This window comes from Streptomyces sp. NPDC002926 (assembly GCF_053591755.1).
The window spans coordinates 46,114-71,010 of record NZ_JBSFUK010000014.1 but is presented as its reverse complement, the minus strand read 5'-3'; the positions used below and the strand labels follow the sequence as shown (position 1 = coordinate 71,010).

Annotated in this window: 25 protein-coding genes and 3 pseudogenes; 14 read left to right on the top strand and 14 right to left on the bottom strand. The window is 66.7% G+C overall.

Annotation, left to right across the window (positions count from 1 at the left end; all coding sequences use genetic code 11):
- The first annotated feature begins 80 nt into the window (after nt 1-80).
- The 3 genes from mihF to ACWDZ6_RS21500 all read left to right on the top strand — a co-directional run bounded on the left by mihF (nt 81) and on the right by ACWDZ6_RS21500 (nt 1,778).
- Nucleotides 81-395: an integration host factor, actinobacterial type gene (gene mihF, locus ACWDZ6_RS21510; protein WP_451504121.1), complete on the top strand. Its 315-nt coding sequence runs from the start codon at nt 81-83 to the stop codon at nt 393-395.
- Between the two features lie 573 nt (nt 396-968).
- A complete protein-coding gene (locus tag ACWDZ6_RS21505; protein ID WP_366736404.1) occupies nt 969-1,373 on the top strand; it encodes an actin-binding ADF family protein in 405 nt (134 codons plus the stop codon).
- A gap of 264 nt (nt 1,374-1,637) precedes the next feature.
- Nucleotides 1,638-1,778 carry a hypothetical protein gene (locus ACWDZ6_RS21500; RefSeq protein WP_451504172.1) on the top strand — a complete coding sequence of 47 codons (141 nt, stop codon included), beginning with the start codon at nt 1,638-1,640 and terminating at the stop codon, nt 1,776-1,778.
- Nucleotides 1,779-1,813: 35 nt separating this feature from the next.
- Here ACWDZ6_RS21500 and ACWDZ6_RS21495 read toward each other — a convergent pair.
- From ACWDZ6_RS21495 to ACWDZ6_RS21480, 4 genes and pseudogenes are all read right to left on the bottom strand, one after another.
- A pseudogene (locus ACWDZ6_RS21495) lies at nt 1,814-2,455 on the bottom strand (helicase associated domain-containing protein); the annotation flags it as partial.
- Nucleotides 2,452-2,808, bottom strand: coding sequence for a helicase associated domain-containing protein (locus ACWDZ6_RS21490; RefSeq protein WP_451504120.1), 357 nt, complete (start codon nt 2,806-2,808; stop codon nt 2,452-2,454). The pseudogene ACWDZ6_RS21495 and the gene ACWDZ6_RS21490, both read right to left, overlap by 4 nt.
- 22 nt (nt 2,809-2,830) lie before the next feature.
- On the bottom strand, nt 2,831-3,634 hold the full coding sequence (gene trhA, locus ACWDZ6_RS21485) for a PAQR family membrane homeostasis protein TrhA (protein WP_451504119.1): 804 nt from the start codon (nt 3,632-3,634) through the stop codon (nt 2,831-2,833).
- Entirely contained in the window at nt 3,631-3,954 is a 324-nt protein-coding gene (locus tag ACWDZ6_RS21480; protein WP_451504118.1) for a MerR family transcriptional regulator, read from the bottom strand. The genes trhA and ACWDZ6_RS21480 overlap by 4 nt, the downstream gene beginning before the upstream one ends.
- 1,371 nt (nt 3,955-5,325) lie before the next feature.
- On the opposite strand from ACWDZ6_RS21480, the gene ACWDZ6_RS21475 reads away from it, so the two are divergent.
- The 3 genes from ACWDZ6_RS21475 (at nt 5,326) to ACWDZ6_RS21465 (ending at nt 7,863) form a co-directional block, all read left to right on the top strand.
- Nucleotides 5,326-5,529: a hypothetical protein gene (locus ACWDZ6_RS21475; protein WP_451504117.1), complete on the top strand. Its 204-nt coding sequence runs from the start codon at nt 5,326-5,328 to the stop codon at nt 5,527-5,529.
- Between the two features lie 693 nt (nt 5,530-6,222).
- The gene (locus ACWDZ6_RS21470) at nt 6,223-6,888 is read left to right on the top strand and encodes a histone protein (RefSeq protein WP_451504116.1); all 666 of its coding nucleotides are present in this window, start codon (nt 6,223-6,225) and stop codon (nt 6,886-6,888) included.
- Nucleotides 6,889-6,894: 6 nt separating this feature from the next.
- Complete coding sequence (locus ACWDZ6_RS21465) at nt 6,895-7,863, top strand: SRPBCC family protein (RefSeq protein ID WP_451504115.1); 969 nt, start codon at nt 6,895-6,897, stop codon at nt 7,861-7,863.
- A 399-nt stretch (nt 7,864-8,262) separates the two neighbouring features.
- Here ACWDZ6_RS21465 and ACWDZ6_RS21460 read toward each other — a convergent pair whose 3' ends face one another.
- Nucleotides 8,263-9,306: a fatty acid desaturase family protein gene (locus ACWDZ6_RS21460; protein ID WP_451504114.1), complete on the bottom strand. Its 1,044-nt coding sequence runs from the start codon at nt 9,304-9,306 to the stop codon at nt 8,263-8,265.
- Nucleotides 9,307-9,450: 144 nt separating this feature from the next.
- Nucleotides 9,451-9,606: a DUF6131 family protein gene (locus tag ACWDZ6_RS21455; RefSeq protein ID WP_451504113.1), complete on the bottom strand. Its 156-nt coding sequence runs from the start codon at nt 9,604-9,606 to the stop codon at nt 9,451-9,453.
- A 270-nt stretch (nt 9,607-9,876) separates the two neighbouring features.
- On the opposite strand from ACWDZ6_RS21455, the gene ACWDZ6_RS21450 reads away from it, so the two are divergent.
- Nucleotides 9,877-11,130: an IS256 family transposase gene (locus tag ACWDZ6_RS21450; protein ID WP_451504112.1), complete on the top strand. Its 1,254-nt coding sequence runs from the start codon at nt 9,877-9,879 to the stop codon at nt 11,128-11,130.
- Nucleotides 11,127-11,624: a hypothetical protein gene (locus tag ACWDZ6_RS21445; protein ID WP_451504111.1), complete on the top strand. Its 498-nt coding sequence runs from the start codon at nt 11,127-11,129 to the stop codon at nt 11,622-11,624. The genes ACWDZ6_RS21450 and ACWDZ6_RS21445 overlap by 4 nt, the downstream gene beginning before the upstream one ends.
- A gap of 75 nt (nt 11,625-11,699) precedes the next feature.
- Here ACWDZ6_RS21445 and ACWDZ6_RS21440 read toward each other — a convergent pair whose 3' ends face one another.
- The 3 genes and pseudogenes from ACWDZ6_RS21440 to ACWDZ6_RS21430 all read right to left on the bottom strand — a co-directional run.
- Nucleotides 11,700-12,425, bottom strand: a complete 726-nt coding sequence (locus ACWDZ6_RS21440; protein WP_451504110.1) for an IS4 family transposase — start codon at nt 12,423-12,425, stop codon at nt 11,700-11,702.
- Between the two features lie 264 nt (nt 12,426-12,689).
- Nucleotides 12,690-13,535: an IS5 family transposase gene (locus tag ACWDZ6_RS21435; RefSeq protein WP_451504109.1), complete on the bottom strand. Its 846-nt coding sequence runs from the start codon at nt 13,533-13,535 to the stop codon at nt 12,690-12,692.
- A 465-nt stretch (nt 13,536-14,000) separates the two neighbouring features.
- Nucleotides 14,001-14,141, bottom strand: a pseudogene (locus ACWDZ6_RS21430) (hypothetical protein); the annotation flags it as partial.
- Between the two features lie 206 nt (nt 14,142-14,347).
- Here ACWDZ6_RS21430 and ACWDZ6_RS21425 point away from each other — a divergent pair.
- From ACWDZ6_RS21425 to ACWDZ6_RS21415, 3 genes are all read left to right on the top strand, one after another.
- Nucleotides 14,348-14,695 carry a Pepco domain-containing protein gene (locus tag ACWDZ6_RS21425; protein ID WP_451504108.1) on the top strand — a complete coding sequence of 116 codons (348 nt, stop codon included), beginning with the start codon at nt 14,348-14,350 and terminating at the stop codon, nt 14,693-14,695.
- A gap of 10 nt (nt 14,696-14,705) precedes the next feature.
- Nucleotides 14,706-16,292, top strand: a complete 1,587-nt coding sequence (locus ACWDZ6_RS21420; protein WP_451504107.1) for a caspase family protein — start codon at nt 14,706-14,708, stop codon at nt 16,290-16,292.
- Nucleotides 16,293-16,484: 192 nt separating this feature from the next.
- Entirely contained in the window at nt 16,485-16,814 is a 330-nt protein-coding gene (locus ACWDZ6_RS21415; RefSeq protein WP_451504106.1) for a hypothetical protein, read from the top strand.
- Nucleotides 16,815-17,266: 452 nt separating this feature from the next.
- On the opposite strand, the gene ACWDZ6_RS21410 is transcribed toward ACWDZ6_RS21415, so the two are convergent.
- Entirely contained in the window at nt 17,267-17,821 is a 555-nt protein-coding gene (locus tag ACWDZ6_RS21410; RefSeq protein WP_451504105.1) for a hypothetical protein, read from the bottom strand.
- Nucleotides 17,822-18,322: 501 nt separating this feature from the next.
- Between ACWDZ6_RS21410 and ACWDZ6_RS21405 the strand changes: the two genes are divergently transcribed.
- The gene (locus tag ACWDZ6_RS21405) at nt 18,323-19,000 is read left to right on the top strand and encodes a nucleotidyltransferase domain-containing protein (protein WP_451504104.1); all 678 of its coding nucleotides are present in this window, start codon (nt 18,323-18,325) and stop codon (nt 18,998-19,000) included.
- Here the strand turns inward: ACWDZ6_RS21405 and ACWDZ6_RS21400 are convergent.
- A complete protein-coding gene (locus tag ACWDZ6_RS21400) occupies nt 18,988-19,260 on the bottom strand; it encodes a hypothetical protein (RefSeq protein WP_451504171.1) in 273 nt (90 codons plus the stop codon). The genes ACWDZ6_RS21405 and ACWDZ6_RS21400 overlap by 13 nt on opposite strands.
- Between ACWDZ6_RS21400 and ACWDZ6_RS21395 the strand changes: the two genes are divergently transcribed.
- Entirely contained in the window at nt 19,154-19,459 is a 306-nt protein-coding gene (locus ACWDZ6_RS21395; protein WP_451504165.1) for a Tn3 family transposase, read from the top strand. The two genes, ACWDZ6_RS21400 and ACWDZ6_RS21395, sit on opposite strands and share 107 nt — an antisense overlap.
- 13 nt (nt 19,460-19,472) lie before the next feature.
- Nucleotides 19,473-21,455 (top strand): amino acid transporter, encoded by a 1,983-nt coding sequence (locus tag ACWDZ6_RS21390; protein ID WP_451504103.1) that lies wholly within the window; start codon nt 19,473-19,475, stop codon nt 21,453-21,455.
- A 478-nt stretch (nt 21,456-21,933) separates the two neighbouring features.
- Here the strand turns inward: ACWDZ6_RS21390 and ACWDZ6_RS21385 are convergent, their stop codons facing one another.
- The 3 genes and pseudogenes from ACWDZ6_RS21385 to ACWDZ6_RS21375 all read right to left on the bottom strand — a co-directional run bounded on the left by ACWDZ6_RS21385 (nt 21,934) and on the right by ACWDZ6_RS21375 (nt 24,130).
- The gene (locus ACWDZ6_RS21385; RefSeq protein ID WP_451504102.1) at nt 21,934-22,224 is read right to left on the bottom strand and encodes a hypothetical protein; all 291 of its coding nucleotides are present in this window, start codon (nt 22,222-22,224) and stop codon (nt 21,934-21,936) included.
- Nucleotides 22,225-22,552: 328 nt separating this feature from the next.
- Nucleotides 22,553-23,598, bottom strand: a pseudogene (locus tag ACWDZ6_RS21380) (IS630 family transposase); the annotation flags it as partial.
- Between the two features lie 352 nt (nt 23,599-23,950).
- Complete coding sequence (locus ACWDZ6_RS21375; protein WP_451504101.1) at nt 23,951-24,130, bottom strand: DUF6381 family protein; 180 nt, start codon at nt 24,128-24,130, stop codon at nt 23,951-23,953.
- Between the last annotated feature and the right edge of the window lie 767 nt (nt 24,131-24,897).

Genomic DNA, 24,897 nt, shown 5'->3' with positions numbered 1-24,897 from the left:
GTATCCCCCCTTGGTCGACTTGCCTGGGCGGGGTGATGATGAGGGCCTCATCCGGTACTGGACGAAGGGGTGCCACAGTCATGGCCCTGCCCGCACTGACCGCCGAGGCCCGCGCCGAGGCGCTGAAGAAGGCGGTAGCTGTCCGCAAGGAGCGCGGTGAATTGATGGCGGCGCTCAAAGCGGGAGAGCTGCCGCTCGTGACCCTGCTCGCCCGCGAGGATGCCGTGGTCGGCAAGATCCGCGTGCGCCGCCTTCTCGAATCGCTGCCCGGCATCGGCTCGGTCCGCGCCGGACAACTTCTCGCTAGCCTCGGCATCTCCGAAACCCGCCGCGTCCAGGGCCTCGGTCCCGCCCAGCGCATCCGGCTCCTCGCGCTCTTCCCGCCCCACAGCTAACCGGCGAGCACCCCTGTCGGCCTATTGACCCACCCCCTGCACGGGAAGATCAACCACTGCACGATCAGTGCTCCCGGCTCCGGCTTTGGACGTTCGGTGGCACTGCGGCGGCATGACACATCGGCGGCTGGGTTAGCGGGCGGGGCGCGCCAGGACGTCCGACGTTGCGGATCGACGGGTGACGGTCCCGTACCTTTTACCACCCTGCTGGGGCGGCGGAGAAGGATCTGCTGGACACGCAGAGCAGCTTCGAGTCCCGGCAGCAACCGAGCACGGACGCCGAGAATGTCCGGAACCGGCTCGGCCGAATTCTCCAAGACGCGCCACGCCCGGCTGACCAGACTTCGGCCGCCGGGCCGCAGTCCCGGGGGTGGTCGGCCGCCTGCTGGCTGGCGACCATCCGCCCACGCTCGTGTGCGCCCCTGATTGTGCTCCGAGGGTGCCGCCGCCCCCGCCAGCGCGCCGCCTTCGACGGGGTCAGTTCAATGTGTCACGCGAGAGGTAGAGGATGGACGGCAGATGAGCGACATGAGCCGTTTTGACCTGCTCTCCCAATGATCGGAAGGACTCGTCGTGAGCAGTGGTATTCCAGTGGACGACAGCTGTATCAGCGCATTCCAGGAGCTGAAGAGCAAGCGGGACATCAACACAGTGATCTACCGGCTCAGCAACAACCTGGAGACCGTCATCCCCGACTTCAAGGGGAATCTGACGCACGACGAACTGCTGGAGGCACTGCCAGCCACCGAGCCTCGGTTCGTCGTCTACGACCTGGCCTTCGCGACGGCGGACGGGACCCGGAAGAACAAGATCGTGATGATCTCCTGGTGCCCCGAGCGCACGGAGGTCGAGCAGCGGATCGCGCACTCCTCCAGCTACCACACACTCCGGAACCTGCTCGACGGTGTCCAGGTCTACGTACAGGCCACCGACCGGTCCGACGTGGAGTACGACGAACTCGTATCCCGGGCCTCCTGACCAACGCGCGCAACGTCGACGTCGACGCCGGCCGCTACCTCTTCGAGAAGAAGAACACCGCCTGCACGAGCACTACGGCATCGCCTGGACGCCGGTCCAGCCGTCAGCGAGGGCGTCGACCCAGTCGCGGGGGAAGAAGTGGACGGCGAAGCCGCCGTGCTAGGGCCTGAACGGAAAATCCCCCAGGTCAAGGGCATGCTGAAGCGTTCGTTGGCCTGAGCTTTGGGAGTTGGCTGGTCAGGCTGCGGGGGCGAGGGTGACGTCGTGGCCGAGGGCCTTGAGCTGGCGAACCAGGTCGCGGCTCCGCCGGGTGGGATCGACGAGGTGCTGGTGGTAGTCGGAGCCCAGGTCTGTGTACGGAGTCTCGGGTTCGTTGAGCAGGTGCCAGACGACGACCAGGAGTGAATGACCGACGGCGACCAGGGCTCTCTTGCGGCCGTGAGGCTGTCGTGCCGGGCACGGGCGTTAGCGACGAAGATCCCCAGCGTGATGTCCTGGCCGTTCACGGTTTCGCGATGCCCGCGGAATATGTCCAAGTGACCCTCGCGCTGGTGGTACTGGCGGGCGGCGGCGAGGTTGAGCGCCCATTTCTCGGCGTGGCTCAGTCGGGGCTTGCTCGGCCGGCCGGCGGGGGCCGCCGGGCCGATGCCCAGGACGCTGCGCAGCATCCAGTGCTGGGCGACGCTGAGCGTGTCCCAGCTGTTTTGCTGCGTGGTGATCCAGCGTCCGATGTCCTCGCCCTGGACGACAAGGTGCCCTGGTGGGTGTCCGGTCAGGGTGCGTCCGGCCTGGGCGTCCCGCCGGGCGAGGTGGAAGGCACGCTGCCAGTCGACAGGCCAGGCGGGGCACCAGGATGGGTCGATCTCGTCAAGTGCCTGGCGGCGCTCCGCTGTCAGGGCAGTGATCAGCTCGAGTCCGGCGGTCGTGGCAGTCGCCTCGTTGGCGGCGCGGTCGGCTGTGCGGGCAGCGGCTCGCTGGTTCTTCAGCCACCGGCCCACGGGGTAGCCGGTGTCGGGGTCGACAGCGTCGATGGGCGGGAGGAGGTGGCCGTGGGCTGCGGCCCAGCTGCGGCAGGCCGTCATTCCTCGAAGGCCGCCTCGAACTGCGACCACACCACGGCGAAGGCGTCCAGCTCCTTGACCCGCTCCGTGGTGAGTCGGCCCGCGCGGCGGTACCGGCGCTGTTCGGCGATCCATGTCCCCAGGGGGAAACCGTCACTTGGGGAGCCGTCCGACGGGGCGGGCGACCGGGCGACCAGTAGTCGTAGGGCACGCGCAGGTCGCCGTAGGTGCTGTGATAGGCCAGGGCGGCTTCCAGGCCGCGCCGCCAGGCGTATTTTTCGGGTTGGAGTACCCGCAGGGAGAGAACCGGCCGAGCAGTCCGGGGTTTCGGGGTGTGCTGAACAGGAACAGTCCCTCTCCCCCGGCCGCTGCACTGGAGCATGCCGCGAACACCCGTCATGTGGCTGCCAGGAGGATGGCTGTGTAGTGGGTGGTGAAGGCGGTGATGGTCAGGGCGTGGAAGACCTCGTGGAAGCCGAACCAGCGCGGTGAGGGATCGGGGCGCTTGAGTGCGTAGACGACGGCGCCCGCGGTGTAGAGCAGACCGCCGGTGATGACGAGTACGAGGACCGCGGTGCCGCCAGTGCGCGCGAAGTCGGGCAGGTAGGCGACGGCTGCCCAGCCCAGGGCGATATAGCACGCGGTGTACAGCCAGCGCGGTGCCGTGTTCCACCAGACGCGGAACGCGATGCCAGCCGCAGCCCCGGCCCACACCAGGGACAGCAGCACCAGCTGCTGACCGGCGGGCAGCAGCAGAACCGCCAGGGGCGTGTACGTACCGGCGATTATCAAAAAGATGTTCGCATGGTCCAATCGCCGCAGAACCGCCTCGCCTCGCGGACCCCAAGTCCCGCGGTGGTAGACCCCACTCGTACCGAACAGCAACAACGCCGACACCGCGAACACCGAACACGCCACAGCGACCGGTGTCGAGCGCGCCAGAGCAATGAGGACGATGCCGCCGACCAGCGAGAGGGGGAACATGCCGGCGTGCAACCAACCGCGCATCCTCGGCTTCAGCGCAGCCGCCACGCGCTGCACGCTGCCTTCCAGGTCGAAAGCTGTCTGCCCGGGAGTCAGCCGACCAGTTGTGCCAGCAGGCGGGTCAACCGCGGGGGTGCGGAGGGTGTCGGGTGTGGCGCCGGGGCGGGGCTGGGACTCCCATCCGTGTGCTGGCGGCTGGGTGTCTTCGGTGATCATGCGCTCATATTTGTGGTGCGGCGGTGGTCGGCGTTGATGCGCTGGGCTTCTTCGAGCTGGTCTTCAAGGATGACGATGCGGCAGGCGGCCTCGATGGGGGTGCCCTGGTTGACGAGTTCCCGGGCGCGGGCGGCGATGCGTAGTTGGTAGCGGGAGTAGCGGCGGTGTCCGCCCTCGGAGCGGAGTGGGGTGATGAGGCGGGCTTCGCCGATGGCGCGGAGGAAGCCCTGGGTGGTGCCGAGCATCTCGGCGGCCCGGCCCATGGTGTAGGCGGGGTAGTCGTCGTCGTCGAGACGGCTGTACGAGTCGTCTGCTGTCATTGCACCTCTCTGTGGAACGCGTGGAGGGGCCCTGGTGCCATTGGCACCAGGGCCCCGAAGGAACTGCTACACCATCTGCCGGCCCTGGTACTGCGCCGGCCTTCTGTGTCCGCTGACCCGACCTGGAAGTTGTCGGGGGTGCGGGGATCGCGGTTGCTTGACCGGAGACCACCTCACAATCGATGTCCTGCGGTACCCGGGCTCAAGACTTCCGCCCGGGCGATCCTGATGGCGCCTGGCTCCTCCGTTTCTTCCCTCTGGGATCACTTACCTACTGCTGGTACTGCGTACTGCTGGTGATGCGAACTACTGGTGACCTGGTTAAGCGCCACTCTTCGGCAGCCAGCCCCGTCGCCCGTCCTGCGTCTGCTCTGGCTTAGAACCCCACTGCCGAACCTCCCGGTACGCGCGTCCGCAGCCGACGCCTTTACCGAGGAACTACTGACAACCGCACTGCTGGTACTGCGAACTGCACTTACTGAACTGCCACTGCGGTACTGCTCACGGCGGCCCCTGATCACTGCGGGCCACCCGGTCCGGTCGTCAGTCCCGTCGCCGTCCTGCAACCGCTCTGGCTTCGGAACTCCACCACCGAACCGTCCTGCGCACTGCGTGTACTGCTGCCCGCCGGTTCGTCTCTGCCGGGCCTTGTTGATCTCGGCTACGAGAGAAACCATAACCACGCCACCGCCCAATGTCTACTCCGGCCGACATAGATTTTCGCGCGTTCGACAGTGAGGTAATCGGGCCCTGAAGGCGGCACTGGGTGGGGCACGAGGGACGGGTAGGCAGGACCGGGCATTGACGATCCAGAGGCCAGGGTGAACCTGATGGACACCATGTGCGTCGACGCCACGAACATCGCTCCGCGACCACGGTCGCCGACGCGCGCGAGACCACCCGGGTCTTCCTCGAAACCCTCGGTCAGTCGGCCGTCGACTCAGAAGTGGTCGACACCGTCGTCCTGGTCGTCTCAGAACTCCGACGGCTCTCAGCGGACGCAGGACGGGCTACCAGGGGGCAGGGTCCTCGGCCATCGACCCAGCGACAGGTAGAGCCCCCTCCGGCAGCTGAACTTGCCGGAGTGGCTCTCGCGTTGCGGGCTCGAGGTGCCTGTCAGCGGGTAGGCCGCTACCGTCGAAAGAGGTGAGGTCGCGATTCAGGACACGTCCCGCGACGCGCTCCCGCAACGGTGGGCCTGCAGCCGGGAGACGTGCGTCCCTCGCTTTCACGCGGCGACCTCGACGACAGCGCCGCATCGGTCTTCGAGCGGCACCATCCAGCCATCGCGGACCCCACGCTTCGGCGTGAGGCCGCGGCCATCCCTTTCGTGCTGGGACAGCGCGAGAACGTGGAAGAAAGAGCAGAGCCATGCGAGCACATCGCGCCAAACGCGCCTTCGCCTGCGTCGCGGCCGGCTTCCTGCTGGCCGGCGGCACCGCAATCGGAGTGGCGGGCCCGGCCGCAGCAGCCCCCGCCACGACGACCGTCTCGGTTCCCACGGGCTGCTCGTGGCACAGCGGCTGGTACGACAGTCACCACCACTGGCACAAGGGCTATTGGGACTGCAACTGAACGGGAACAACCGCTGACCCGCCAGCCGTCCGGGCGAGCGGCCGCTGGTACGACTCACCCCTCAGGCTCTGCCGGGCGTTCAGCGGTCACCAGGGCGTGCGCTGGCCTGTGCATCCAGTGCAGGGTCAGCGGGAACACAGCGTGCAGACCTGCAGACACCCACGTATCGACGCTGGTCAGCGACTCAGAGGTGAGGACCCCGGCCACGTTGGCGGACACAGCGACGGCCACGGCGAACAGGACATCACGGCGTGACCGGACAGCCCGGACAAGGAATAGGTCAACGGCCACCGGAACAGCGTAGGACGGCCAGCCGGGTACTCCGTGCGTCGCTGCTAGCTAGTACTCCAGCCGGACTTCTTCATTCATGCTGGTCAACGGCTTGGGCGTGGTGAGTGTAGCGGGCTGGAATGGGGGTGGTGCGGTCTTTGCCGGGCCGTCCCACGAACGTGGCGGCGCTGCGTGTAGTGGCAACGTTCCGGGCAGTCCCCCGCATGAACGATGCACCAACGAATCTGTGGGAAGTGGGACTTGGCAATCTCCTCTTGCGGATCGGGGTCGTTTCGCCCGTGTGGAGCCCCGGCGCCGGGTGCGGGACTACGTCCGTGGGCTCCGTTGGGGCAGAGACCACTGACAGCAGCAGTTTGCGCGGCACGGGCGGGTCCCCGACGGAACGATGAAGGTGACGTGCGCATGGACGATCAGAGCAAGGTGGCCCTCGCCGCAGCCATAGTCGGCGGTTACGTGCTGGGTCGTACGAAGAAAGGCAAGCTCGCCCTGAGCGTGGCGACCTATGTGGCGGGCAGACGGTTCGGTCTTGAGCCGCGCCAACTCGCTGCCGAGGGAATGCGCAGGCTGGGGGAGATCCCGCAGTTCGCCGAACTGCAGGACCAGCTGAAGGGGGAGGTGCTCGATGCCGGCCGCAAGGCCGTGACAGCTGCTGCCACTCGCGGCATGGGGACGCTCGCGGACACGCTTCGTGACCGCACGGCTGGCTCCGGCAAGAAGGAAGAGTCGGAGTACGAGGACGAGGAGGAAGAGGAAGAACCGGAGGAAGAAGAGACGGAGGAGCCTGAAGCCGAGCGCCCGAAGCGCCGCAGAAGTTCCCGGAAGCCGGCTCAGTCTGATCGAGGTACCGCGGCAGGGCGAGAGAAGGCCACCTCTTCCCGGAGTTCATCCGGGGCAGCGGCGAAGGAGCCGGCTCGGAGGAAGAAGTCCTCCGCGACGAAGCCGGCCGCGAAGAAGTCAGCCCCAGCCAAGAAGACCGCTGCCAGGAAGCAGGCTCCGGCCAAAAAGGCGGCATCCTCTTCAGGGCGGGCGGCGAAGAAGACATCCAAGCGCGCCGATCGCCGGAGGTAGCCTGCCATGGCCGCGAAGGAGACGAAGCAGCCGGAAGCGGAGGAGTCGGGGATGGGCCGGCTGCGTGAGGAGCTGTCGGGTTTCCTCGGTTCACAGGTGGAGCGGCTCGCGGAAAAGGCCAGCGACAAGCTCACGGACCTCACGGGTCAGCTCACCGATGTCGCCGACAACGGCGGGTCACTGCTCAAGGTCGGCTCGCGCGTCCTCGGGGGTGAATCTCCCGTGAAGGCGTTCGTGTCCGAGAAGGCCAAAGGCGTCAAGGACAGCGTCGTGGACAAGGCCAAAAAAGCGTTCGGCGGCGGCAAGGGCAAGTCCAGCGGTAACAAGAGCATGAACATTATTGAGGTCCTCGATGTCGGCGTGCCCCTCCGCACGGCCTACGACTACTGGACGCAGTACGACCAGTTCAGCAGTTTCACCAAGGGTGTTCGAGACGTCTCGATGAGCGACGAGATGGCCAGCGACTGGAAGGTCAAGGTCGGCCCTTCATCCCGCAGCTTCAAAGCGACTGTTCAGGAGCAGATCCCGGACGACCGAATCGCTTGGACCTCCGAAGGTGCGAAGGGCAGCACTCGCGGTGCCGTCAGTTTCCACGAACTGGCCCCGACCCTGACGCGGATCGTCCTGGTCGTGGAGTACTACCCCTCCGGGTTCTTCGAGAAGACCGGAAATCTGTGGCGGGCCCAAGGCCGCCGTATGCGGCTGGACTTCAAGCACTTCCAGCGGTACGTCACTCTCACCGACGAAGAGCCGGACGGCTGGCGCGGCGAGATCCGAGACGGCGAAGTCGTCATGTCGCACGACGAAGCTATGGAAGAGGAAGAAGCGGCACAGGCCGAGGACTCGGAGAATGACGGCGAGTACGAAACCACGGAAGACGGCGAGGAAGAGGACGAAGAAGAACAGGAGGACGGCGAGGAAGACGAGTGGGAGGACGAGCCCGCCGATGAAGACGAGGAGGATCGATCACGGTAAGCAACGTCACCAGAGGCAGGTGACCAAAACCGCTTCCTGTGACGGCCCGCCCTGCGCGGTCGTTCGGGAACGGTGCCTGCCTGCTGCAGAGAGCCACCGGTCTACGTGAGGTGACAGCGAACCCGTGAACGGCAGCAGCACAGAGCCAAGCTGACCGAATGCGTCGTCGTGGCGGTGGCGTCACGGCCGAGCCGAACGAGCCGCGAGGTGGTACGGGAAGTTCAGAGCGCGGAGAATGTGCGGGCGCTGATTGGCTACTCGCGAGGCCTGGCCGCCGCCCACCTCGGACAAGGCTTTCCGGTCCGTCGTGAAATCAGGGCGACCTTACGCATCGGCGCCGAGCCGACTGAGTACGAGCATGGACCCGCGTGCGCCGGTACCGGATGATCGGGCGGGCGGTCAGACGTGGTGCGCGTTGCGGATGGGGATTCCTGCCTGGTGGAGGCTTGTGAGGGCTTGCCGGTAGGAGGCGATGAGGCTGGTCTCGAGGTAGGGGATGCCTAGCTCCTCGCAGTAGCGGCGGACGATGGGGTGGGCGTCGCGTAGTTGGGGGGTGGGCATGCTGGGGAACAGGTGGTGTTCGATCTGGTGGTTGAGACCGCCGAGGGCGATGTCGATGAATCGGCTGCCGCGCACGTTGCGTGAGGTGAGGACCTGACGGCGTAGGAAGTCGGGGCGGTCTTTGCCAGTCAGAATCGGCATGCCCTTGTGGTTGGGGGCGAAGATGGAGCCGAGGTAGAGGCCGAACAGGCCCTGGTGAACGACGAGGAAGGCAATGGCCATACCTGGGGGCAGCACCAGGAAAAGCGCAGTGAGAAAGAGCGCGAAGTGGGCAAAGAGCAGGGTGCCTTCTTGCACGCGGTGTTTCAGCGAGCGGTTGGCCAGGGCTTTCACGCCCATCACGTGCAGGTTATAGGCCTCAAGCGTGAGAAGAGGAAAGAAGAGGAAGGCCTGTGAGCGGCCGATAAGTCTGGGAAGGCCCTGGGCCGCGCGGGCCTGGTGCTGGGACCAGACCAGCAGATCGGGGATCAGGTCGGGGTCGAGGGTTTCATGGTTGGGGTTCGCATGGTGGCGGGTGTGCTTGTCCTGCCACCAGCCGTAGCCCATTCCGATGCCCGCGTTGCCGGCGATACGGCCGAACCGCTCGCTAGCCTTGCGACGCCGGAATACCTGTCGATGAGCCACGTCGTGAGCCAGGAGGGCGACCTGGCCGAAAACAAGGGCGAGGAAGGCGGCGATGGCCAGTGACCACCAGCTGGAGCCGACGAGTACGAAAGCGGTCCAGCCGCCGGCGTAGAGCACGCCTACCGTCGTGATACGGGCCGAGTAGTAGCCGGGTCGGCGGCGCATCAACCCGGCGTCGGCGATCTCCTTCGACAGCCTGGCGAAGTCACTGCCGGACGCCTGTGAGGGAGGGGGACGAACAGGAGCGTGAGTTGCCATCGAGACCAGAGCCTTCCGTCAGCAGGGGATGCGGCGGTGGTTGCTGACAGCGCGACGGAGCAGGACCGAGCCATGCTGACGTTCGATGCTGTGCGGGGAGGGCATCGCCAAGATGCTTAGCCGAATGCCCTGATGGAAGCGCGACTACCAGTAGTGCCGTCGTCCGCCGACCGCGTGTCCTACCGCTCCCAGAATCCACAGCAGAACCCCGATCGCGACCAGGACGATCCCGATAGTCCAGAGAATACCGATGCCGGCCAAGAGACCGATGACGAGCAGAATGATTCCGAGGATGATCATGATGACCTCCCATGACGGGCGACCCTCTCTTCTCACAGGTCCCCGCCTTTTTGCGGAGCAAACCGGGGCTAAGGGCAATACCGTTGTTTAAGGGGTTTCTCTGGCGTCTGCCGGTGGGTTTGGTGGGTGGGATCAGTGTGCCGCTAGAGCAATGCTCAAGACCTGTGGATCGACCTCCGGGTGGCGCGCGAAGGGCGTACCTTCCCGAGTGATCCATTGAAGGTCACCGAGTAGGCCGACGCTGCGAACGTCGGTCGGGAAGGCACGCCCGTGCTCAGCGTAGTCAACGCCGATGGCACCACCCCGAACGGCTCCTTGATTGACGAGATTGTCCGTGAAGGCGCACGGCGCATGCTGGCCGCCGCCCTGGAGGCCGAAGTCAACGCCTTCATATCCGAGTTGGCGGATCAGAGGGACGAGTTGGGCCGGCGCCTGGTCGTGCGCAACGGCTTCCACCAACCGAGGAAAGTGACCACGGCGGCCGGGACGGTCGAGGTGCGAGCCCCGCGGGTGAACGACAAGCGCGTCGACGAGGCGACCGGCGAGCGCAAGAGGTTCTCCTCGGCGATCCTGCCGCCCTGGGCACGGAAGTCTCCGAAGATCAGCGAGGTGCTGCCGCTGCTCTACCTGCATGGCCTGTCCTCCGGTGACTTCGTTCCCGCAATGGAGCAGTTCCTGGGCTCCTCGGCGGGCCTCTCGCCCGCGACGGTGACTCGGCTGACCGCCCAGTGGCAGGCCGACCACACGGCGTTCATGGACCGCGACCTGTCTACCACCGACTACGTCTACGTCTGGGCCGACGGCGTGCATCTGCGTATCCGTCTGGAGGACGCGAAGGCCGCCGTTCTGGTGCCGATGGGGGTCCGGGCGGACGGCACGAAGGAACTGATCGCGATGACGGACGGCTACCGCGAATCGTCCGAGGCGTGGGCCGGGCTGCTGCGGGACTGCGCTCGCCGGGGCATGCGGGCCCCGCACCTGGCCGTGGGAGACGGCGCACTCGGCTTCTGGAACGCGCTGAACGAAGTCTTCCCCGACGCACGCCACCAGCGGTGCTGGGTGCACAAGACTGCCAACGTCCTGGACGCACTGCCGAAGTCGGCCCAGCCTGCCGCCAAGCGCGCGATCCAGGAGATCTACAACGCCGAGGACAAAGAGCACGCGGCCAAGGCCGTCGCCACGTTCGCCAAGCAGTACGGGGCCAAGTACCCCAAGGTCGTCAAGCGGATCACCGACGACGAGGACGAGCTGCTGGCATTCTTCGACTACCCCGCCGAGCACTGGATCCATCTGCGGACCACGAACCCCATCGAGTCGACCTTCGCCACCGTCCGGCTGCGAACCAAGGTCACCAAAGGCGCCGGCAGCCGGTCCGCCGCGCTGAGCATGGTGTTCAAGCTGATCGAATCCGCGCAGGCCCGCTGGCGCGCGGTCAACGCGCCCCACCTGGTTGCCCTGGTCCGCGCCGGTGCCCGCTTCGAGCGCGGCCAGCTGGTTGAGCGGCCGGAAGGGATCGCGGCATGACCGGCCGCCACGCCGACGAGGAGCCCGCCGAGCACCGGCGCTTCGCCCACTACCTGCAGGCCCTGGACGCCGTCGCCGAGGCGGACGAGGCCGACCTGGTGACCGCCGTCCTGCACGACCAGGACACGACGACGGCGGACAGCGCGGTGGGCCACCATCTGGACCGCCGGGCCGCCGACCTGCTGACCGACCCCCGTTTCACGGCCTGGGCCCAGTCCATGACCGAGGTGATCGCGGACCGCGACTTCCTCACCCGCCGCTTGCACGAGTGGACCCTGCTCAGAGCCATTGCCTTGGGCAAGCCATGGACAGACGAGGAGCTCAACAGTGCATCCGACTGGTTCCAACGCACGGCAACCACGCTGATCGTGACCTCACCCGAGGCCCTCAGGCTGCTGGCCGAGCACGGACGAACCCGCCGCGTTCGACATGCAGCAAGCCGTCAGCTGCGGCTCACCGGGACCAGCCCAACTGACTTGATCCACAGGTCTTGACGATTCCTCGTGCCGCTATAGCTGGTGGGCGTGGTGGGTTGTGGTGGTGGGGGTGTCTGAGTGCCAGTTGGCAGCTCACGGATGGTGTATTGCAGGACTTGTTGGAGTCGTGAGGGGGGAAAGTGCCGCCTGGCCGGTGACGAGGCGGCGAGCGGTGTGGAGGGTGCGTGTGAAGGAGATCCGGTCGGGATCGAGGCCGGCCTGGCGAGCGGTGTGGTGCATGACGTCCCTCAGTGCGTGGTGGACGAGGAGGAATCCGTAGATTTCCTGCTCGACACCATCGGGATATTGCGATCGCAGGACCAGATGGCGGCCACCTTGGTGGGTCTTGATCTCGTCGAGGGTGTTCTCGATCTCCCACCGCTGGTGGTACATGCCGGCCAGGTCGGTTGCGGGTGCGTCATGCGGATCGCAGATGGTGGTGATCAGCCGGTAGACCGTGTCGTCACGGCCGTCGAGGGTGTACTCGATGACACGGACCCGGGCCGGGTCACGTCGCCGTCGATCGCCCGTAGCGGCAATTTCCGACAGATACGAGCCGTCGTCGAAGGACTCAAGGACGGGCAGCACGATGTTCTTGCGGACCCGCCACAACAGGTCCGCGCCCGTGCCGGAGGCAGCCCGCCACAACTCGAACCCGGTGATGCCCCGGTCAGCCAGCAGCAGCATCCCGGGCTCGAGACGGTCCAGCAGGCCGGGAATGAGGTGCTGTTCGTGGACCGAGAACGGTCCGGTGGCCGCGGCGAACACCGCGTAAGTCCCGCACTCCACCAGCGCGGCAACTCTCACCTGGATACGCACTGCGTTGCTGTCCCCGGCCCGAACCCGGACGGCCGAAGAACATACTGTTCGCCTCCGTGTCCGGGACATCGAAGACCGTGCCGTCCACCGCGACCAGCCGCCACTGCCGATACCAGGACCCGACCGTCTCCGCGTCGGCCACCGGCCGGCACACCCGCGCGAACAGCACCTTCAACGGCTCCGGCCCCAGCCGCCTGCGAGCCCGCCCGATCCACGACGCAATTCATTCTGAAACGATCAGTTAGAGGGCGTCTGAAAAGCCTGTCAGCGGGCTGGTCTTGCTAGGCGACGTACCAGGAGCATGGCCATGGCCAGGTAGATGGCGTTCTCCGAGCAGACGCGCAGGTACTCGTAGTCCTTCGACAGGCGGCGGCATCGTCCCAGCCAGGCGAACGTCCGCTCTACCACCCAACGGCGCGGGACCACTGCGAACTGGGGCACTGCCGGCGGTGGTGCTCCCACCCGAGCCCAGGTCGAGCGGAATCCTCCGTCGCGGCGGCGCACGATCTCCACGGTGATGCCGGTGGCCTCCCGGGCCCAGGCGTGGGAGTCGGCGCCGCGGTAGCCCTGGTCCGCCCACACCTGCCGCAGGCGCGGGAAGGCGGCGGCAGCCCGGGCGAACAGCACCACGGCTCCGTCCCGGTCGCCGACGCTGGCCGGGCTGACGCAGGTGACGAGGACGGTGCCGCGGGTGTCGACGAGCAGGTGGCGTTTGATGCCGCTGACCTTCTTGCCGCCGTCGTAACCGTGCAGGCCGCCACGTTCACTGGCCCGGACACTCTGGCTGTCCACGACGGCGGCACTGGGAGTGGGATCCCGGCCGAGCTGCACCCGCTCGCGTTCACGCAGCGCCGTCAGTATCTGCTCCCACACGCCATCCTGCTGCCAGCGCCGCCAGTAGTGGTAAACCGTCTGCCATGGCGGTAAGTCATGCGGCAAGAGTCTCCAGGCACAGCCGGCCCGCAGCCAATACAACAGCGCGTTGAGGATCTCCCGCCGCGAATGCTTCGCCGGTCGTCCACCAGGCTTCACCGCCGGAACCAGCGGACAGAGGATCTCCCATTCCGGATCAGACAGATCCGTCGAGTAACGGGTACGCAGCCCGCACACCCCGGCCCCCGAAAGTGCGTCACTGCCCCGCTACCAGGTGACTTGCCCGCTGACAGGCTTTTCAGACGCCCTCTAGGACCCGGGGTGGCCTCCGAGAACGCATCCTTGCCATGATCGCCCAACAAACGATGACGAGCGCATATACCCCTCGAAGGCGGCCGACGACCGTGCGTCGCTTACTTCGTTCCTCGACTACCAGCGGGAAGCCCTGGCCATGAAGTGCGCGGGTCCCTCGACGCTACTGGTGTCAGCGAGCTCCAGAAGCTGCCGGACCACTCGGACCGCCTCAGCCAAGTTCCCGGTCCTCGATGGCTGTGCGTATATGCGCGCAGTGTGCCAGTGCGTACCGCTCCCCCACCCCTCGATGGCTTCCGAGGAACGCGGCGCGAAACGTGACGCATCAAGCACGAGAAGAGCTGGTTCGCTCCGTGCCCGATGCGTGCCCGACGAGGCGGGGAACCACGGTCAATGGCGGGTGCTGGACCACGCAGCCTGGCTTGGATCCAGCCCCCGTTGGGCCTGGTCAGGAACCTTATCGACCCTCAGAGGTTCCTCGGGTGGGAGGTAGTCGAGGGCGGAGTGGAGCCGCTCGGTGTTGTACCAGCCGACCCACTGGACGACGGCGCGTTCGACCTGGTCAGCGTCCCGCCAGGGCCCGTGCCATCACCGGTCAGCATGTCGGTTTCGAGTCGTGGCTGGAGCGGGACCGATTGGTGCTGTGGACATTGACCGGCACCGGATTTTCGCTCCTGACCATGAATCACCCTCCGTCTTCGTACAGTTGACTTGCCGTCACTGACAAAGGGGGATTCGTGAGTTCAACTGCCGATGCGTCCGAAGTAACGGCCTTGTCCTTCTGGGTTTCGTACGACAATCAAGATGGTCAACTCGACGACGGCGGCGACTCCATGGGCCTGTTCGGCGGTGGGGACGGTGAGGTGCGGCTGAGGAGCGTACCTCTGGGGGCCTTGCGCAAGAACCTCGCCGAGGCCGTTGACGCGTTGCAGCAGGTGTTCACCGAGGCCGCCGCCCGAGGCGGACCGCTGCCGTTGCGGGAGGCACACCTGTCCTTCCAGGTGACGGCGAGCGGGGGTGTGCAGTTCATCGGTTCTGCGCAGATGCAGCGCAGCCACGGCATCACACTGGTCTTCAAGCAGTGACCGGCGTGTGATGGTACGTCACAGAGCCCTCCTCATCGGGGCCAGCGCCTACGAGATGCGCGGTGTCCCGCCCCTCCCCTTCATTCCGGCCGACCTCGCCCGGCTCGGATCGGCGCTCGAGGACCGTGGTTTCGACGACGTGCAGGTCCTGGCGGGGCGCGAAGGCGGCAAGCAGGTTTCGGCGAACTACGTGAACGCCCGGGTGGTCGGCTTCCTCAGGCGCGCCCGCCCGGGCGACACCTTGCTCATCCTGCTGAGCGGGCACGGCGTGCATGCCAAGGGTCGCGACTACCTCGTACCTGAGGACATCGACGAGGACACGCATCCCTTCGAGTCGGGGTGCGTGGCGATCGACTGGCGTGAGCACCTCGACGAGACGCCTGCCGAGCACGTCGTCTTCCTGATCGACGCCTGCCGGGAGGGCATCGAGCAGGACTCGATGGGCGTCGCGAGTGTCAAGCAGTGGAGCCGGCAGAAGATCAGCGCCGCGCTGCGCCGCAAGGTGGCGTACGTGTACGCCTGCTCGCCGGGACAGTACGCGCTGTTCGTGCGCCCGCACGACTCCCCCATCAACCCTGTCACCGGGGTCCGGCTCGGCGATTCGTTCAGCATCTTCTCCCGGTCGGTGTCCGACGTCATCGCCGCGCATCCCGGTGCCGCCACACTCCCCCTCGGTCGGTTCCAGGACGCCGTCCAGGACCGGATGACCGAGTTGCACCGCGGGTACCGCAAGAGCGGGCAGCCGCAGTCCCTGCGGGTCATAACCGACCTCCCGTCCGACGGTTTCCTCTTCCTGCCGTCGCCGAGCGGGCGGTCGGGGCGTGTCCGTGAGCCCTCCGCCGTGATCCGTGAGCCCTTCACAGCGGGAAGGGACGCCGATACGGCGGCGTATGAGAGCGCCGGGATGGGTGTCGAGGCCGGCACTCCACGACCGGCGTATCCGCAGCACGGCGTTCGGCTGGGCCGACGGGTGTTCTCCGCGCTGACCCTGCTCGGCCTGCTCGGCGTCGCGGCCTGGGCCGCGACCACCTACAACGGCGATGGCAAGGGAGGCGACGCGAAGTCGAACAAGCCCGGATCGGAGACCTCGCTCACGCCCAGCTCCTCCGGGGCGCGGCCTTCCAGCACGAACAGCAAGAACAACAAGGACAGTTCAGGATCAGGGGAGACCAGCGCGTCCAGCATGTCCACGCTGCCCGACTGCACTCCGAGCGCTGCGGAGTTGACCGTGCGCAGCCTTCACAACGCATACGGACCCGATGACATCCCCACCCTGCTGCTGACCGCGAAGAACATCACCGGCAGCAACTGCAAGGTCGATCTCGGGCCTAAGAAGACGGTACTGACCCTCACGCCGGTCAACAGCGCCGACGTCTATTGGTCCTCCGCCGACTGCCCCATAGGCTCTGGCAGTCGGCTCCTCCTAGTGCCCGCCCACGGCGACACCACGTACACCGTGAAGTGGGACCGCAAGCCAAGTGCTCCGCAGTGTGGAACGTCTCCGGAAAAGTACGCAGGCTTCGGCACCTTTCTAGCGGAGGCGACAGCACCGGGCTTTGGCAAGGCGCAGACATCATTCGTGCTGACCGAGTACTGAACACGCCCCCCGTGGAGAGGCTTTGGAGATGGGTAACGTCTCTTCTGTAGGGAGCTTCGACTTGCGCGGTTGCTGACCGAAGGCCGGGTGCTCGATCGTCGTGTTGTCGGGGGCCTGGTTTCGGGGGTGACGGCGATGGTGTCGTGGCTTGAGGAGATCGACGGCGGGAGGCTGGCGCGCGGGAGGAGATCCGTGAACTTGCGCGCTCGGGTGGAGGAGTTGACCGGACTCCTTGCCGAGCAGGAGTCGGTGCTGTTCCGGTTGGAGATCACCAGGGAGACGATGACGCAGATCCTGTCCGGTGACGGGCGGTCGCGGAACCCGCAGCCGTGGCGGCTTCGGTCGCCGGTAAACCGGATCACCGGCAGCCGATGGACCGTGTCCGGCGCCGAAGCCGTCCTCACCCTCGGCGCCGTCATCAGCAACGGCGACTTCCCGCAGTACTGGGTCTTTCACACCCACAAAGAACGAGAACGCCTCTACCCCCAGCCTGACCAGCACAACCATGAACTCCACGCCTGATCAGCGATCTCACTCCAGAAGAGCCGCACCCATTCTTCAGTGGCATCCGCTGAAGGCTCGATCGCACAGGGCAGACGCAGCTGATCGTTTGACATCCAACCTAGTCGCCCCAGGCCAGGGCACGCAACGGCGCACGATCTACGCAGAACTTCCCCGCAACCGGCCCTACGCCATCGCCATCGGCTGGGCATGGGCCGGTTGCGGCCAGCGGTCTGACCGAACTGCTCGCCCGCGGAGCGCGCCTGGTCCGCGTAACAACCAGCCCCCCTTCCCCATGTCGGGCATGCGGTGGAGGAGATCCGGCCCCTGTTCGTGGCGGCTCTCGGTGAGTTGATCGTGGACGGCCCATGAGTTCGCTGAGGGAGGACCTTCACCAGACCGTAGGTAACGCATGTCAGCACCATGGCTCGGTGCGGCCCGTGAGCGACCGAGCCCACAGCGCCGAGCCCCACTCAGTCACGTGTTTGAAGATCTTGGCGGCAGGCCTCGAGATAATGGTCGCCTGCGGTCCCAAGGTCCTTCACGATCGCCTCCAACCGCTGGTACTGCCCAAGGAGACCGCGACCGTCTGGGGCGGCGTTCAGGTCACGCAGCAAATCATTGCCGCCGTTGCGGGCAGTCCGCCAGATCTCCCGACCGGCCAGCCGTGCCGACTCGGCACCGAAGAGGGCCACTTGGTTGTAGGCCTTTCGCAATTGAGTGCGCAGCTCGCGCCAACGAGCTTCAGTATCGGCGAGCTGACTGGCAGCGTCCGGGCCGAGGACGAACTGCAGGTCGGACCGTATGAACTGCAGCGCCTCCTCGCCCGCCAGCGAAAGCCCGGCGTAAGCCTTGAGGCGCTCGTCGCGGAGCCACGCTGCATGACCAGCCGCAGAGCGTAAGGACTCGAGCTCGCGGCTGTCCCGCGCGCGACGTCGCTCAAGAAAGGCGTTGCCTACCGAAGTCAGGACCACCCCGCCCAATGTGGCTCCGACAGTGATCAGCTGCGTAACCGTACCTGAATCCATCGTCCCTCCCTGCCGATGCGTATACAGCAAGCATTCCGTGGATCCCCGGCTTCACGGCATCTGCCCAGCGTTGGCCTCCGCTTCCTAGCCGCCCGGGGGACGCCTGCGGCCCCTGCGGTAACCCGGCTGATGTTTTGAGCGCACTGCCAGTCGCTGCGGTCCCACCTCACCGCCACGAGCGGGTTGGGGTCGTCGTCGTAACAGCCACGGGCGATGGACCACCGCGGCCGCCTCCCTCGGCGGCACTCTTCGCGTCGCCGCCGAGGGAGACTGCGCACATCGGAGAGACGGTATTCCCGCCGGTCATCTGTCATGCCCCGACAGCGGCACGAGTTGGAGGAGTTGTCTGGGCTGCTATCCCCCGCCCACGCAGTGGGCCGCCAAGCGTCACAAGGCCCCTGTCCCACACACTGGCGGCTGCACCGCCCGAAAATCAGGACGACGTGTGGGTCACCTGCCGTACCGTTCAGCCGACCCACACCCGCGGAGGAGACGCGAGCCATGAACGTGCTGCTATCAGGGATAGTCGGCTCCACCGCCTACGGACTCGCCAAGCCGGGATCCGACATCGACCGCCTCGGCCTCTTCGCCGCAGACACCACCGCATTCCACGGCCTACACGGCCCCGCCGAATCGCACGTCACCACGAACCCGGACCGCACCCTGCACGAAGCAGCGAAATGGTGCCGGCTCGCACTCGGCGGCAACCCCACCGTCATGGAACTCGTCTGGCTCCCCGACGACCTGTACGAAGTACGCACCCCCCTGGGCGACGAACTGATCGACATCCGCAGCTCACTCCTATCCGCCAAGCGAGTCCGGGACGCCTACCTCGGCTACGCCACCCAGCAGTTCAAGCGGCTCTACGACCGCGGCGACGGATCGTTCTCGGCAGACACGCGCAAGCGGACCGAGAAACACGCCCGGCACCTCATGCGCCTGTGCCATCAGGGCTTCGAGCTGTACACCACCGGCCGGCTGAACGTCCGCGTCGAAAACCCCGAGACCTTCCACGAGTTCGGCGAAGAGGTCGCCGCGGACACAATGACGGCGTTGCCCCTCCTGCAGCGCTTCGAGGAGCGGTTCGACCAGGCGAAGAGCGTCCTACCGGACCAGCCGGACGAGGCCCCAGTTGAGGCGTGGCTGCACCGTGTCCGCGCCGCGCACTACACACCCTGACCGCCCAGCAATGCGGCGCCGGGCATCTGCTGGTGGATGTCGGGGATGCCGTCCGCGTCGGCGTCGAGGTTCTCCGCCTCGTACAGGCGCCGGTAGATCGTGTTCCGGCGGCGCAGCAGGGCGGCGGTGAGCAGTGCGGCGAGCACGGAGGCGATCAGAACCGCGGCCTTGACGTGCTCTGCGGTCCGGCCGTCGGGGAAGGCGAGTCCGCCGCTGCTGGACGAGGGCTGGACGATCGAGCCGGAGGACCTGGCGCACATCTCGCCGTACCTGACCGAGCACATCAACCGGTTCGGCGAGTACAGCACCCACGAGCTCGGCATCCAGTCGGAGGCGTACGACCCGAAGTGGACGTGGACTTCACCCCGCTGCGGGTGTCGGTGCTGCCGAGAGGCCGCATACTCGGTGATCGTTGCGGTGCGGTGCTGCTGTGACCTGTGCGTTGGGGTAGGTGGGTAAGGGTGATGGGGATATGAAGGACGCGAACGAACCGGCTGTGCCGGAAGTGGTGGAGAATCCCGCTCTGCGGGCACAGCCGAGCGGCAGTCTGGCGCGGTGGTTGCTGCGGCACCAGGTGCAGCCGGTCGGGCCTGCCGCCGGTGAAGCGCACGCCGAACAGCATCCCTGGTGGAAGGTGATGTGCCTGACCGGGGTGGACTACTTCTCGAGCCTGGCCTACGTGCCGGCGATCGCCGCACTAGCCGCCGGGGCGGTGTCGCCGTTGGCAACGTTGCTGATCGTGGCGTTGACCCTGCTGGGGATGCTGCCGATGTATCGGCGGGTGGCCAAGGAAAGCCCCCACGGGGCAGGGTCAGTGGCGATGCTGGAGGATCTGCTGCCGTTCTGGTGGGGCAAGCTGTTCGTGCTGGTCCTGCTCGGCTTTGTGGCTACCTCGTGGATCATCACCATCACCCTGTCCACGGCGGACGCCTCGGTGCACGTGGTGGAGAACCCCTTCTTCCCACAGGCCCTGCAGGGTCACGAGGTTGCCCTCACGGTGGCGTTGCTGCTGGTTCTCGGAGGGGTGTTCCTGCTCGGGTTCAGCGAAGCGGTCAGTGTGGCCATTCCGCTGGTCGCGGTCTTCCTGGTGCTGAACGCGGTGGTCATCGCCGTCGGTGTGGCGGATGTGCTCACCACACCCGGGGCGTTTTCGGCATGGACGGACGCACTCGTCGAGGGCGGAGGCGGCCTGGGCGATGTGATGGGGCCGGCGCTGCTGGCGTTTCCGCTGCTGGTGCTGGGCTTGTCCGGATTCGAGACCGGGGTGAGCATGATGCCCCTCGTGTCCGCCAAAGGCGACGACCCCGAGCAGCGGCTGCGCTCGCGGATCCGCAACACCCGCAGGCTACTGACCACCGCCGCGCTCATCATGAGCGTCTACCTACTGGCCGCCAGCTTCGTCACCACCGTCCTCATTCCTCACAAGGAATTCGAGCCCGGCGGCGCGGCCAACGGCCGGGCCCTGGCCTGGCTGGCCCACGAGCACGTCGGGGAGGCGTTCGGCACCGTCTACGACATCAGCACCATTCTGATCCTGTGGTTCGCGGGCGCCTCCGCGATGGCGGGGCTGGTCAACATCGTCCCGCGGTACCTGCCCGACTACGGCATGGCTCCGGAGTGGGGACGCGCGGTACGCCCGGTCGTGCTGGTGTACACCGCCCTGTGCATCCTCATCACCATCGCGTTCGATGCCGATGTCGATGCCCAGGCCGGCGCTTACGCCACCGGCATTCTGGCCATGATGGTCTCCGGCGCCTTCGCCGTCACTGTCTCCGCCGTACGCCGCCGCCAGCGCGCGACCGCCACAGGCTTCGCACTGCTCACCGCTGTGCTGCTCTACGCCCTGGTGACCAACGTCGTCGACAAGCCGGACGGCATCGCGATCTCCGGCTTTTTCATTCTCGGCATCATCGCCGTGTCACTGATCTCCCGGGTCTCGCGTACCACCGAACTGCGCGCCGACCGCATCGTCTTCGATCCGGCCGCCCGCCAGTTCATCACCGACACCCTCGCCCATGACAACGCCATCAACATCATCGCCAACCGCCGTCAGGCCGGCGACCTGGCGGAATACACAGACAAGGAGCGCGAGCAGCGCGGCACCAACCCGGTACCCGGCCCCGCCGACGTGCTGTTCCTGGAAATCGACGTGGTCGACCCGTCTGACTTCAGCGGAACCCTCACCGTACGAGGCGTCGAGGTCGATGGATACCGGATCCTTCGCGCCGAGGCCCCGGCCGCGCCGAACGCCATCGCCGCCATCCTGCTCGCCCTACGCGACGCCACCGATGTCCAGCCGCACTGCTACTTCGCCTGGGCCGAGGGCAGCCCTCTGCGGCACATGTTCCGCTACTTCCTGCTCGGCCGCGGCGACACCGCACCAGTCACCCGCGAGATCATCCGCAAGCACGAACCCAACCCTGAACGCCGCCCCGGCATCCACGTCGGGGGCTGACCCGTCGCCGCGAACGGCTAAAACGGGCTCTGGCACGCGCCTCCGAGCCAGCGATCCTAGGATGCGCTTCATGACCAGTCGGCCCCACACCACGGCCATCCCAGCCCCAAGGTGTGCTGCGACTGTGTGGACTGAAAGGCCCGATACGTCATGACTCCATTGCGGGACTGGGGGATGCAGCGCAGGATCATCGGTCTCACTCTTTGCGCCACAGCCCTGATCGCTGCGGGCCTGCTCGCCGACTCATGGTGGCTGCTTGGTTTCGGCGTGTGGGTCGTAATCGCCGCGTTCCTCTTGAAGATACCGGCCGTAGGTCTGTCGGGGATGTCCTGCGGGTGCGCCCATCCCGGCCGAGTGGCTGAGCCCTGAGCGGGCGGGGAAGCAGCACCTGGGTCTCCGATCACTACGGAGATCCGCATGGGGAAGAACAAGCCTCGGCCTCGCCGTTCGTTCACGCCGGAGCATCTTCGCCTGAAGATCAGCACCCGGGTGCGGGCGAGATGAAGCGGCTCGGACGCGACGCCGCCGAACTGACCGACTCGCCGACTCGCCGCACACGGCCTTGCCCAGGAGGCGCTGCAGTGTGCCCAGTGGTGTGTCGGCGATGGCGCCGATGGGTGTGCAGTCCGTGCCGGCTGAGGAGGCTGGCGGTCGACGGGCCGACCCCGAACAGGGCAGACACGGGGCGGGGGCGCAGGAAGGCGGCGATCGCCTCGGGGGTGTGGTCGAGGTGGGTGATGCCGCCGGGTGCGGTGGCGTCGGCGGCCATGGCGGCCAGCATTGCGGTTGCTCGCCGATCCGATCGTGGCGTTGATCCCGTGCAGGGCGAGGGCGCGCAGCCTCACGAGCTGGGCCAGTTGGCTGGGGTCGCGGTCGAAGTAGCGCAGCGAGCCACTGTTATGAACAGCTCGCATGTCTCAGACTCTCTCCTGTCTCACCAACACCCAGGTGAGGGGCAAGGATGACCCCCTTCGAACCAAGGATGACCCCCTTCGAACCAAGCGGGCTGGTGTCTCAGAGATAGCCGGGAACCGTTGCTCGTTACTGACCTTGAATTCGTGATGTCGTGCGAGCTCAGCAGGATGAGAGGGCCAGGCCAGGCCAGTCCCGGCGAGGCAGCCGTCGATGAGTTCGCTGCGGTACTGGATCTTGCGCAGGCCGTGTCGGACCGTGCGGATCAGGTGGTCGGGGGTGGTGAAGGCGACGTTGGATAACCAGCCGCGTCGCAGCAGGGACCAGATGCCTTCGACCGGGTTGAGGTCGGGCGCGTAGGACGGCAGTTGGTAGACGGTCAGCCAGTCGCGGTCGGCGATGAACTGCCGCATGCCGGAGGTGAGATGGGTGTTGAGATTGTCCCAGACCAGCACGATCGGACCGTCAAGTTGCTGGTGGGCGACGGTCAGCAGGTCGCGGTAATCGGTCCAGGCGAAGCTCTTGCGCCCGTCCGGGCGACGGTCGAGGCAGGGCCGATAGATCAGGCGGGACCGCTCGCCTGGCTTGTAGCAGGTCAAGGCAGCAATCGAGATCCGGCGGCGCGAGCGGCCACGCACTCGCACCACCGGTGTGCGGCCACGGCGGGCCCAGGTCCGAGCGGTCGGCGGCGTCATCGACACTCCGGCCTCGTCCTCGAAGACGATCCAGGCGCCGAGCGCCGCCGCGGTCCTTCCACCTGCGGCCACGTCTCCTTCGCCCATCCCTCGACCGCCGCGTCGTCGCGTTCCACCGCCCGCCGGGCCGGCACCTGACACGACCAGCCATGCCGCCGCAGCATTTTGGCGACGCCCTGGATCGTGTAGGCCGTGTGGAAACGCCGGCCGATCACCGTCTTGATCCGCGACAGCGTCCACCGCTGGTCCTCCCAGCCGTGAGCCACTGGACCCTTCGCAAGCTCGACTTCCAGCTGTGCGAACTGGGCCTCGCTGAGTCTGGGCAGGGATGCCGAGCCAGTCGAGGCCAGAGCGCGGGGACCGCCCTCCCGCCAGGTCCGCCGCCACCGCTGCACCGACCGGACACTGACCCGCAGATCCCTGGCGATCACCGCGTTCGTCTCGCCCCGCGCGAACCGCTCGGCCGCCTTCAGCCGCAGCCCTTCGCGAAACTCCCGCCGCTCGGCGGTCAAACCACCGCCCTGCGCATACCGCATACCCACGGCATAGCGCAGGGATCAAGAACCGTCAGCACCCCGCGACACCACAAGTTCAACCTCAGTAGTGACCTTCGAGTCCGGCCTACGGATGTTTCTTTCGGGGGCCGAATTGGTCGGGTGTCGCAGAGTCGTCGGTTGCTGTTCTCGTCGACCGAGACACGGGTTCGTTGCGAGTGCTGTCGCGGGTGCTGGTGAACCGGCTCAACTGGCCCGGTACGGGCAGCTGAGCGAGGCGCCGTCAGGTCGGGCTCGACGGCAGCCTCGCGACCCAGGGGGCGACTTCAGACTGCCGCGACCGGGGCAGTGTCCGGTCGCTCGGCGTTTCTCGCGTGCACTGTGCGCACGGGGGCTACTCCATGGGGTTGCCCCGACCTCCTTCCCGCTCGATTTGTTCCTCCATCTGGCGAGCTTTTTCCCGCAGTTGCTGGCGCTCCTGCGGATCGGTTGAATGGTCGGCCGCGTCTTGGAGTTCCTTGGCCTTGGCGCGCATCTGCTGGGCACGGTCGCCGGATTCACCTGCAACGCTCATGATCACTCCCGTGAATAGGTGGAGAGCGGGTCTCACCAGAGAAGCAGCGAATAGGTGGAGAGCGGGTCTCACCAGAGAAGCAGCATCGACGCGACGGGGCATCCCGAATGGTCATCCGCAGTAGTGCCCGCAGGTCGATTCCCTTGCATGTTCAACCAATGGACACTTGCACACGTGCGGCCACATTTTCACTCGCGGGCGCGGTGCTGAATCGGGCGCAAGCGCAGTAGTAGCCGTCAGAAGTTCGGACGGCCATCCGCCCGTTTCTGCGCCACCGTCGCGGTAGGCCCGCTGAGCTTCGGTACCGGCCGTGCCGCGCTTGCGCGGACCGCGACGGCGCTGTCTTCGGGACAGGGTCATCCCGGACTGGAGCGTGGGTCAGGACAAGGCCCCCGTGGCTGGAGCTGCGCACCAGGGATGCATTCGATGCGGCGATCTTCTACGTCGAGGGGCTGGGGTGGGCCTGTGAACACAGGGGCTGCTGCCAGGTGACGTATGAGGACGACCGCATCGTGCTCCGCCACCGGGGCGCCCGGATCGCCTGTGGAGCGATCGAGGCGGCACCCGATCCCCATGTCCGCCGCGCTGGCCCGGAAGTCCGCGTTCCCCCGGCTTGGAACGGTACTGCCGGGCCACAGGGCGCCCTGGACGCTCTGGGACCTGGCCCCGACACACATCCTGGGGGCTGCACGGGTCGTCACACCCAACGTCGGCCGATTCGTCCGGTCGTGCCCGGCCCCCGTTCAGCAGGGTGTTCCGTACCCATG

Excerpts from the sequence above, each read along its gene's own strand:
- ACWDZ6_RS21405 (WP_451504104.1), top strand. The coding sequence starts at position 18,323 with ATGAACGTGCTGCTATCAGGGATAGTCGGCTCCACCGCCTACGGACTC.
- ACWDZ6_RS21385 (WP_451504102.1), bottom strand. The coding sequence starts at position 22,224 with ATGGCCGCCGACGCCACCGCACCCGGCGGCATCACCCACCTCGACCAC.
- trhA (WP_451504119.1), bottom strand. The coding sequence starts at position 3,634 with ATGATCACCGAAGACACCCAGCCGCCAGCACACGGATGGGAGTCCCAG.
- ACWDZ6_RS21445 (WP_451504111.1), top strand. The coding sequence starts at position 11,127 with ATGACCGGCCGCCACGCCGACGAGGAGCCCGCCGAGCACCGGCGCTTC.
- ACWDZ6_RS21410 (WP_451504105.1), bottom strand. The coding sequence starts at position 17,821 with ATGGATTCAGGTACGGTTACGCAGCTGATCACTGTCGGAGCCACATTG.
- mihF (WP_451504121.1), top strand. The coding sequence starts at position 81 with ATGGCCCTGCCCGCACTGACCGCCGAGGCCCGCGCCGAGGCGCTGAAG.
- ACWDZ6_RS21455 (WP_451504113.1), bottom strand. The coding sequence starts at position 9,606 with ATGATCATCCTCGGAATCATTCTGCTCGTCATCGGTCTCTTGGCCGGC.
- ACWDZ6_RS21470 (WP_451504116.1), top strand. The coding sequence starts at position 6,223 with ATGGACGATCAGAGCAAGGTGGCCCTCGCCGCAGCCATAGTCGGCGGT.
- ACWDZ6_RS21480 (WP_451504118.1), bottom strand. The coding sequence starts at position 3,954 with ATGACAGCAGACGACTCGTACAGCCGTCTCGACGACGACGACTACCCC.
- ACWDZ6_RS21390 (WP_451504103.1), top strand. The coding sequence starts at position 19,473 with ATGAAGGACGCGAACGAACCGGCTGTGCCGGAAGTGGTGGAGAATCCC.
- ACWDZ6_RS21375 (WP_451504101.1), bottom strand. The coding sequence starts at position 24,130 with ATGAGCGTTGCAGGTGAATCCGGCGACCGTGCCCAGCAGATGCGCGCC.
- ACWDZ6_RS21475 (WP_451504117.1), top strand. The coding sequence starts at position 5,326 with ATGCGAGCACATCGCGCCAAACGCGCCTTCGCCTGCGTCGCGGCCGGC.
- ACWDZ6_RS21400 (WP_451504171.1), bottom strand. The coding sequence starts at position 19,260 with ATGTGCGCCAGGTCCTCCGGCTCGATCGTCCAGCCCTCGTCCAGCAGC.
- ACWDZ6_RS21460 (WP_451504114.1), bottom strand. The coding sequence starts at position 9,306 with ATGGCAACTCACGCTCCTGTTCGTCCCCCTCCCTCACAGGCGTCCGGC.
- ACWDZ6_RS21420 (WP_451504107.1), top strand. The coding sequence starts at position 14,706 with ATGGTACGTCACAGAGCCCTCCTCATCGGGGCCAGCGCCTACGAGATG.
- ACWDZ6_RS21465 (WP_451504115.1), top strand. The coding sequence starts at position 6,895 with ATGGCCGCGAAGGAGACGAAGCAGCCGGAAGCGGAGGAGTCGGGGATG.